The organism is Kocuria rhizosphaericola (assembly GCF_044462205.1).
Lineage (GTDB): Bacteria > Actinomycetota > Actinomycetes > Actinomycetales > Micrococcaceae > Kocuria > Kocuria rhizosphaericola.
Genome location: NZ_JBISWK010000140.1, coordinates 1 through 8,597 on the forward strand (window position 1 = coordinate 1; position 8,597 = coordinate 8,597).

General features: G+C 70.4%; 6 protein-coding genes. 1 reads left to right on the top strand and 5 read right to left on the bottom strand.

Annotated features, from left to right (window positions below; all coding sequences use genetic code 11):
- Window positions 1-26 precede the first annotated feature (26 nt).
- From ACH9D2_RS14430 to benA, 5 genes are all read right to left on the bottom strand, one after another.
- Complete coding sequence (locus ACH9D2_RS14430) at window positions 27-2,858, bottom strand: AAA family ATPase (RefSeq protein WP_396363501.1); 2,832 nt, start codon at window positions 2,856-2,858, stop codon at window positions 27-29.
- A 61-nt stretch (window positions 2,859-2,919) separates the two neighbouring features.
- Window positions 2,920-3,747, bottom strand: coding sequence for a 1,6-dihydroxycyclohexa-2,4-diene-1-carboxylate dehydrogenase (locus ACH9D2_RS14435; protein ID WP_396363502.1), 828 nt, complete (start codon window positions 3,745-3,747; stop codon window positions 2,920-2,922).
- A complete protein-coding gene (gene benC / locus ACH9D2_RS14440) occupies window positions 3,747-5,321 on the bottom strand; it encodes a benzoate 1,2-dioxygenase electron transfer component BenC (protein WP_396363503.1) in 1,575 nt (524 codons plus the stop codon). The genes ACH9D2_RS14435 and benC overlap by 1 nt, the downstream gene beginning before the upstream one ends.
- Before the next feature lie 125 nt (window positions 5,322-5,446).
- On the bottom strand, window positions 5,447-5,983 hold the full coding sequence (gene benB / locus ACH9D2_RS14445) for a benzoate 1,2-dioxygenase small subunit (RefSeq protein ID WP_396363504.1): 537 nt from the start codon (window positions 5,981-5,983) through the stop codon (window positions 5,447-5,449).
- A 39-nt stretch (window positions 5,984-6,022) separates the two neighbouring features.
- Window positions 6,023-7,405, bottom strand: a complete 1,383-nt coding sequence (gene benA, locus ACH9D2_RS14450; protein WP_396363505.1) for a benzoate 1,2-dioxygenase large subunit — start codon at window positions 7,403-7,405, stop codon at window positions 6,023-6,025.
- Window positions 7,406-7,764: 359 nt separating this feature from the next.
- Between benA and catA the strand changes: the two genes are divergently transcribed.
- A partial coding sequence (gene catA, locus ACH9D2_RS14455; RefSeq protein WP_396363506.1) for a catechol 1,2-dioxygenase occupies window positions 7,765-8,597 on the top strand: 833 nt, incomplete at its 3' end.

Below are 8,597 nucleotides of genomic sequence, written 5' to 3' on the forward strand. Positions count from 1 at the left end.
TGTCGCCGCCGGCCGCCACCTCGTGGTCATTCGGGAGAGCGGTAGCGGGCGGCGAGCTCGCTGCGGGAGCGGATCCCGAGCTTCCCGTAGATGCGGGTCAGGTGGTACTGGACGGTCTTCTCCGCGAGGAACAGGGCCCGCGCGGTCTCCTTGTTGGTGGCCCCGCTCGACACGAGCTCGGCCACCGCCTGCTCCTGGGCGGTGAGCTGCGCCGCGGTGCGGCCCACGGCGGCGAGCACCGGGTCGGAGGGGTCGGGCAGGTTCCCGACGTCGAGACCGGTCGCCTTGAGCTCGCGGTCGCAGCGCTCCACGTACGTGGCGGCGCCCAGCGAGTCGTAGAGGTCGCGCGCGGTCCGCAGCACGGTGGAGGCCAGGCGCCGCTTGCCCGCGCGGCGCATGCTCTGCCCGAAGGCGAAGCTGATCCGGGCGCGCAGGTACGGTCGGTTGAGCCCGCGCAGGTGTCCCAGGGCCGCCTCGAAGTGCTCCCGCGCGGTGTCCGGATCGCCCTGGGCGGCGAGGATCCGGCCCCGGGCCCACGCCGTGCGGGCCTCGTCGGAGGGGATCCGCCGCTCGCGGCGCACGCGCTCGAACGCGGTGAGGAAGGCGTCCGCGTCCTCCAGCCGGTCGGTCATGACGAGGGCGTTGACGTAGGTGTCCTGCCACGGCCAGAAGGAGACCTGCTCGTCCGTCCACGGATCGAGGTCCGTGAGGGGCTCCAACACCCCCAGGGCGCTCTCGTAGTCGGCGCGGGCCTCGTGGAAGCGGGCCCGCGCGAGGTTGGCCGGGACCTGCATGGCCCGGTAGGTACCCGGCTGCACGGCGGCCTGGGAGACGTAGTGGCGGGCCCGGTCCCAGTCCCCGCGCATCGACCACAGCTCCGCGGCGGTCCAGTACAGCAGCGGCCTAATCAGCGGCATCTGCGAGGTCTCGAGGCGCACCGAGGCGCGGGAGACCGTGGCCGCCGCGGCGTCCCAGTCGCCCAGCACCAGCTGCGTGCGGGCCAGCCACGCCTCCGCCCACAGGGAGATCCGCAGGGACCCGCCCCGGTACTCGGTGGGGGCGGCCGCCTGGAAGTGGACGAGCGCCGTCTCGACGTCGTCGGCGCGCAGGGCGAGCCATCCGGCGCCCATCTGGACGCGCTGCTTCTGGGCGTTCTCCGCGGCGTGCTCGAAGGCCCGCTCGTAGGAGGACTCGGCGTCCCGCAGCCGGCCCTGGGCGAAGAGGCCCAGGCCGTAGATGGCCTCGGACTCGATGTGGGCGGGGGTGCCGGGATCGGTGAGGGACATCGCCGTCTCCGCCCACCGGGTGATGACGGGGCCGTCCCACGAGGCCACGCCGTGCAGCACGAAGCGCTGGGCGATCTGCGCGGCGGACCCGGGGTCCCGCTGCCGGTTGCTCGTGCGCCACGCCATCTCGAGCTGGGTCTGCGCGCTGCGGTTCTGCCCCGACACCGTGGAGAGGTAGCCGAGCACCGACGAGCGCAGGGGGGAGGACGGCATGGCGTCCACCGCGGCCGCCCACATGTCGGCCTGGGCGATGTTGCCCGAGCCGACGAGGGCGTCCACGGCACGCAGGAGACGGTCGTTGCGGGGGCGCGCGTCCGCGGAGAGCCGGGACGCCGAGAACAGCGCGGTGGCGACCTCCTGCCAGGCTCCCACCATCGCCTGCCGCCCGGCGAAGGCCTCGAGCTCCACGGCCAGCGCCTCGTCGGGGCCCGGGGTGGCGGAGACGCGGTGGCCGAGCTGCTCGCCCTCCTCGTGCACGGCGGCCGAGGCCCGCCGGTGCAGCTCGATCCGCCGGCTCGGCACGATCAGCCCGTAGACGGCGTCCGCGGCGCCCGGCTCGAAGAACTGCACGACGGAGCGGGCCTGGTCCACGGACAGGTCCAGCAACCCGGCGCGGTGGCCCTCGTCGAGCGCCTCCATCAGGGCCTCCACCCCGCTCACGTGGGCCACCTCGGACAGGCCCGCGCTGCGTCCCAGCACGGAGACGGCCTCGGCCGTGCGGACCAGGTCGGGTGAGGCCCCGGCGAGGACGCTGCGCACGCGGGCGCGCACCCGGGAGCTCGCCGGCAGGTCCGCGAACCAGGAGTGCCAGGTGTCCTCGGGCAGCTCGCGCAGCAGCTCGAGCACCTGCTGGGGCAGCCCGCCCGTGTGCCGGACGAGCCGGTGCGCCGCGGTCGCGCCGAGGTCGAGGCCGAAGTACTGGCGGGCCGCGGCCCGGACCTCCTCCGCCCCGAACGGCTCGAGGGGGATGGGCCGCACCTGATGACCGGTGAGGAAGTCGAGCACTCCGGCCGGGACGTGCCAGGACTGGGTCGGGTCGAGGGTCAGGACGAACATGACCCGCTTGCCGTGCAGCCGGCGCATGACGAACACCAGGATGCGCAGGCTCTGCTCGTCCAGCCGGTGGGCGTCGTCGACGGTGACCACCACGCTGCCGCGGGCCTGCAGGCTCTCGAGGTGGGTGCTCAGGGTGGCGGCGTGGTTCACGGCCTGGGCGGGGCTCAGGTCCGCGACCGGGGCCGAGGGCGGGGCGGCCTCGCCGTCGAAGCCCCGGGACGAGCGCAGCGGCGTGGCGAGCATGAGCTGGCTGTACCCGGCCAGGGCGAGCTGGGACTCCCACTCGTCGCCGGTGGCGCTGAGCACCCGGACCCCTCGGGCGGAGGAGCGGCAGTGGTCCAGGAACAGCTCGAGCAGGGCCGTCTTGCCCGAGCCCAGAGGGCCGTCGAGCACCACGGTGCGGACGTGGCCCTTGCGCACGGTCCGCAGGACGTCGACCAGCTCCTCCAGGGCGCGGGCCCGCCCGACCAGCGGGAATTCCTCCCCGGAGTCGCCGTGGTGCAGGCCCGCCGTCATGGCCGCGAGTCTACTCCGGCGGGGAGCACGGCCGCGCCGGCGGGCCTGCGTCACCGGACGCTCAGCCGAGGTCTCCGCCGGCGACCGGCAGGACGCTGCCGGTGACGTAGGAGGCCTCGTCGGAGGCGAGGAACACGATGGGCGCGGCCTGCTCGTCGAGCGTGCCGTAGCGCTTCACGAACGAGGAGTCCACGGTCTGGTCCACGATCACCTGGTACCAGGCCTTCTCCGTGGCGCTCTCGGCCTCGGGCCCGCGCTTGACCTTGCGGGGCGGGGCCTCCGTGCCGCCGGGAGCGGTGGCGACCACGCGGATCCCGCGGCCGGCGACCTCCATGGCCAGGGACTGGGTCAGGGCGTTGACCCCGCCCTTCGCCGCGGCGTAGGGCACGCGGTGCATGCCCCGGGTGGCCACCGAGGAGACGTTGACGATCGTGCCCGAGCCCTGCTCGAGCATGGCCGGGAGCACGGCGCGGCAGGACCACAGGGTCGGGAAGAGCGAGCGGCGGATCTCCTTCTCGATCTTCTCCTCGTCGTACTCCTCGTAGGGCCGGGCCCAGATGGTGCCGCCCACGTTGTTGACGAGCACGTCCACGCGACCGTGGGCCGCGAGCGCGGCCCCGACGGCCTCCTGGGCCCCGGCATAGGTCTCGAGGTCGGCGGTCACGGACGTGGCCGAACCGCCCGAGCCCGAGGCCTCGGCGGCCCGGCCGATGCCCTGCGCGACCTCGTGCACCAGTTCGGATCGGTCCACGAGGACGACGGCGCCGCCCTCGGCGCCGATGCGCTCGGCCACCTTCTGTCCGATGCCCTGCGCCGAGCCCGTCACGACCGCGACCCGGCCGGCGAAGCGGCCCGGGGTGACGAACTGTCCTGCGTACGGCGCCCCCATCAGAGGTCGGCCTCCTTGGCGTCGATCGCCGTGGACATGGTCTCCTTGGCGTCGCGGGCGTGGGCCATGATCACCTCGCGGGCGCGCTCCTTGTCGTTCGCCTCGAAGGCCGCGACGACGTCGACGTGGTCCTGCGCGACCCGGGCGAAGATCTCGGTGCCCTCCTCGAAGGTCGCGGCCATCTGCTGGCGCACGTCGAGCCGGCGGTAGGACTCCAGCAGCGCGGGGTTGTCGCTGATCATGAAGAGGTACTCGTGGAACTCCTCGTTGGTCCGCACGTACTCCTCGGGGTCCGAGACCGTGCCGGCGCCCACGGAGTGGGTGGTGGCCTCGGCGAGGCGACGGAACTGGTGGAGCTGCTCCTCGGTCAGCCGGCCCATCATGAGCTCGGTGACGGCGAGCTCCAGGCCCATGCGGGCGTCGAGGTGGGCGAAGCTGTCCTCCTTGCGGAACTCCAGGCGGCCGGTCTCCATCGAGGAGACCGCCTCGGTGCGGGTCATGGTGTCGCCCTCGGCGGCCACCTTCTCCGGGGACGGAGGAGCGCCGGTCTCGGCGTCGCCGCCGGTGGAGTCCTTCGGCGCGAAGCGCTCGAAGTAGAAGTTGGCGGGTTCGATCCCCTCGCTGTCCAGCCACTTGGAGACGGCGTTGACCATGGGCGGCGGGCCGCACAGGTAGACGTCGACGTCGCCGTCGTTGAGGTGGGACGGCTCGATGATCTGGGTGACGTAGCCGGTGTGCGGGGCGGAGGTGCCCTCCTCGGAGGCGATGTGGTCCCAGGTGAAGTTCGGCAGCTTCTCCTCGTACGCGCGGATCCAGTCGAGGCCCACGATGTCGGCCTCGCGGGTCACGCCGTAGATCAGGTGCACCGGGGTGCTGGGCGGGTTCTCGGTGAGCTTCTCCAGGATCGACAGGAGCGGGGCCAGGCCCGTGCCGCCGGCGAGCAGCAGCAGCGGGCGCTTGGGCTCGCGCAGGAAGAACGAGCCGTAGGGGCCCGAGAACTCGACGGTGTCGCCCACCTGGGCGCGGTCCCGCAGGTATTCGGACATCGCGCCCTGCGGGGTGATGCGCACCATGAAGGACGCGCCCTCGACCTCGGGGCCGCTGCTGAAGGAGTAGGAACGCTCGGCGTCGGTGCCGGGCACCTTGATGTTGACGTACTGGCCGGGCAGGAACGCGAGCTCCTCCCGCTTCTCGACGTCGAGGGTGAAGGAGATCGTGGTCTCGGAGTGCTTGTCCAGCTCCTGGAGGGTGGAGGTGAACGTGGTCGCGGAGGTCTTCGCGGACTCGGCGGTCGCCGGGATCTGGATGGCCATGTCGGACTCGGGGACCGCCTGGCAGGTGAGCAGGTAGCCCTTCTCCAGCTCGTCCTCGGTCATGGCGTCGTCGATGAAGTCCCCGGGGTCGAAGGTGCCGGAGTCGCAGAAGGCCTTGCAGGTGCCGCAGGCGCCGTCCCTGCAGTCCGCGGGAATGTTGATGCGCGCCTTGTAGGCGGCGTCCAGGACGGTCTCGTAGTCGCCGACCTTGACGACCTTCGTGACGCCGTCCTCGAAGCTGAGGGCTACCTGGTGGCCCATGATTACCTCCTGGGTGGGGGTCGCGTCCGCGCGGCCCGGGAAAAGTCTGTGGGGTGCTCGGTGAGCACGGGGTGCCGACGGTCCGATGCGGTCGGCCCCCGGGCGGGGGCCGACCGCAGCGGGCGTCAGATCATGTAGACGTCCACGACGTGGTGGATGTAGTCGTTCTTCAGGACGACCTTCTTCTTCAGGATGACCGGCTTCTCGCCGGAGAGGTCGATCGTGTAGAAGCTGGTGCCGAAGTACGTGTCCGTCGTGTTGTAGCGGAAGTACAGCGTGAACCAGTTGAAGCGGACCTGCACCTGGTCGCCGTCGTGCTCGAGGATCTCGACGTCGGTGATGTTGTGCCCGGTACGGGGGTCCGGCAGGGACGTGGCGGAGGAGCGGTCCGTCTTGATGCGGAACACGCGGTCCTCGATGCCGCCACGGTTGTCGTAGTAGATCAGGGAGATCTCGTTCTGGGGGTCCTCGGTCAGCTGGTCGTCGTCGTCCCAGGACGGCATCCAGAACTCGGAGTCCGGGTGGTAGCACTCGAGCCACTCGTCGAACTGGCGGTCGTCCAGCAGGCGTGCCTCCTTGTAAAGGAAGGCGCGCACGGTCTCGAGCGTCGCGATCTCCTCGGCGGTCTTCAGCGCCGTCACGGGGTTCAGCAGGTTGGCCATGGTGTTCTGCACTCTTTCTGTGGTTCGGGGGAGTCCGGGTCAGGCGGTCACGGGAGCGGACTGCGCGGCGGCGCGCTCCTCCTCGGCCAGCCCCTTGTCCATGACGTCCTTCCAGAAGCCGTGCTGGACCGGGTACAGGCCCTCGTCCTCGGTGCGCACGCCGGAGGCGATGACCTTGGTCATGCCGAGGGCCTGGGCCTGCTCGTCGGGTCCCTGGATCTCGTGCGCCGCGCCGCGGGACATGTCGTTCCACGGGGCGGAGGTGGCCCAGTAGGTCTTGTTGCAGGAGCGGAACTCCTCGAGGTCGTCCGGGGTCGCCATGCCGGTCGCGTTGAAGAAGTCCTCGTACTGGCGGATGCGCTTGGAGCGGTTCTCCTGCGACTCGCCCTTGGGGGCGATGCAGTAGATGGTGACCTCGGTCTGGTCCGCGGAGATCGGCCGGAAGTGGCGGATCTGCGAGGAGAACTGGTCCATGATGTACACGTTCGGGTACAGGCAGAGGTTGCGCGAGATGTTGATCATGAAGTTCGCCATCTCCTCGCCGTACTTGTCGACGAGCTCCTCGCGGCGGTCCCACAGCGGGCGGTCCTCCGGGTTGGTCCACTCCTGCCACAGCAGCAGGTGGCCGTGCTCGTAGGAGTAGAACCCGCCCTTGACCTTGCCCCACTTGCCGGCGTCCATGGCCTTGGTCTTGTTGGCGGAGTCCCCGGCGGTGCGGCGGGCCGTGGTCGCGGCGTAGTTCCAGTGCACCGAGGTCACGTGGTAGCCGTCGGCGCCGTTCTCCGCCTGGACCTTCCAGTTGCCGTCGTAGGTGTAGGTCGAGGCCCCGCGCAGGACCTCCAGGCCCTCGGGGGACTGGTCCACGATCGAGTCGATCACCGTGGTGGCGTCGCCCAGGTGCTCCTCGAGGGGAAGCACGTCCGGGTTCAGGGAGCCGAACAGGAAGCCGCGGTAGGACTCGAAGCGGGCGACCTTGGTCAGGTCGTGCGAGCCCTCCTTGTTGAAGTTCTCCGGGTAGCCGCCGTTGCGGCCGTCCTTGACCTTGAGCAGCTCGCCCGAGTTCTTGAAGGTCCAGCCGTGGAAGGGGCAGGTGAAGGTGGTGCGGTTGTCCGTCTTGCGCCGGCACAGCATCGCGCCGCGGTGGGAGCAGGCGTTGACGATGCAGTTGAGCTTCTCGTCCTTGTCACGGGTGATCACGACCGGGGTGCGACCGATGTAGGTGGTGAAGTAGTCGCCCACGTTGGGGATCTGCGACTCGTGGGCCAGGTACACCCAGTTGCCCTCGAAGATGTACTTCATCTCCAGCTCGAAGATCTCCTCGTCGGTGAAGATCTCCCGCTTGGCCCGGATGACGCCGTTCTCGCGGTCGTCCACGACGGCGTCGGAGAGGACCTCGCGAACGTGGGTCAGGTTCTCGGTCATGACGTGCTCCTTCTGATCGGGATGTCTGGGCGGGACGTCTGCTCGGGACGTGCGGGCCGGGGCCGCTGCTGCGACCGGCTCCTGCCGGACGGTACAAAGCCAGTCTGATGTCCCGTGACTGCGATCACATCAGGCAAACCCCTAGGAGTAACCAAGGGTGGGTTTATTCCGCATTATGTGCACAAAAGTGGCCCAATCGATATTTGTCGCGTCCTGATGGCCCGCCTAGGCTGAAGGAGGCGTCAACGTGTCCGGTGTCACAGCCGGGGACCTCGAGCTGGGGGTCTCGAGCTGCATCGGGAGCGACAGGCACGGCGGGCGTCCCTGACTACCGTTCAACGAGGAATGTGGAGAAGACCATGACGGAGACCGACGCGGCAACGCGCAAGGCAAACGAGGGCACCGCGGTCGAGGCCGGGTCCAAGGCGACCGAGCGGTTCACCGCCTCGGGCAAGCTGGCGAAGCTGGAGGTGCCCCAGGAGCGGGTGTCCCTGCTGGCCGGTGCGGCGATCAAGGCGATCAACGACATCGCGATCGAGCACGAGGTCACCTACGAGGAGTACCACGCCCTGAAGGCCTGGCTGATCAAGGTCGGCACCGACGGGGAGTGGCCGCTGTTCCTGGACGTGTGGCTGGAGCACACCATCGAGGACGTCAACTCCAAGGAGCGCCCCGGAGCCGTGGGCACCATCGAGGGCCCCTACTACGTGCCCGGCGCCCCGGAGCTGCCCACCCCGGCGACCCTTCAGATGCGCGAGGACGAGCCCGGCACCCCGCTGCTGTTCAAGGGCCGGTTCACCGACACCGACGGCAACCCGATCCAGGACGCCCAGGTGGAGATCTGGCACGCCGACGCCGACGGCTTCTACTCCCAGTACGCCCCTGAGCTGCCCGAGTGGCTGTTCCGGGCCACCGTGAAGGCCGACGAGAACGGCTACTTCGAGATCAACACCAAGCGCCCGGCCCCGTACCAGATCCCCACCGACGGGGCCTGCGGGCAGCTGATCGCCGCGGCCGGCTGGCACGCCTGGCGCCCGGCGCACATCCACATCAAGGTCTCCGCACCCGGGTACCAGCTGGTCACCCAGCAGCTGTACTTCCCGGGGGACCCGCACAACGAGGACGACATCGCCTCGGCGGTCAAGGCCGAGCTGATGCTGGACCCGGCCCCGCGCACCGACGGCGGGGCGGG

Excerpts from the sequence above, each read along its gene's own strand:
- ACH9D2_RS14430 (WP_396363501.1), bottom strand. The coding sequence starts at position 2,858 with ATGACGGCGGGCCTGCACCACGGCGACTCCGGGGAGGAATTCCCGCTG.
- ACH9D2_RS14435 (WP_396363502.1), bottom strand. The coding sequence starts at position 3,747 with ATGGGGGCGCCGTACGCAGGACAGTTCGTCACCCCGGGCCGCTTCGCC.
- benC (WP_396363503.1), bottom strand. The coding sequence starts at position 5,321 with ATGGGCCACCAGGTAGCCCTCAGCTTCGAGGACGGCGTCACGAAGGTC.
- benB (WP_396363504.1), bottom strand. The coding sequence starts at position 5,983 with ATGGCCAACCTGCTGAACCCCGTGACGGCGCTGAAGACCGCCGAGGAG.
- benA (WP_396363505.1), bottom strand. The coding sequence starts at position 7,405 with ATGACCGAGAACCTGACCCACGTTCGCGAGGTCCTCTCCGACGCCGTC.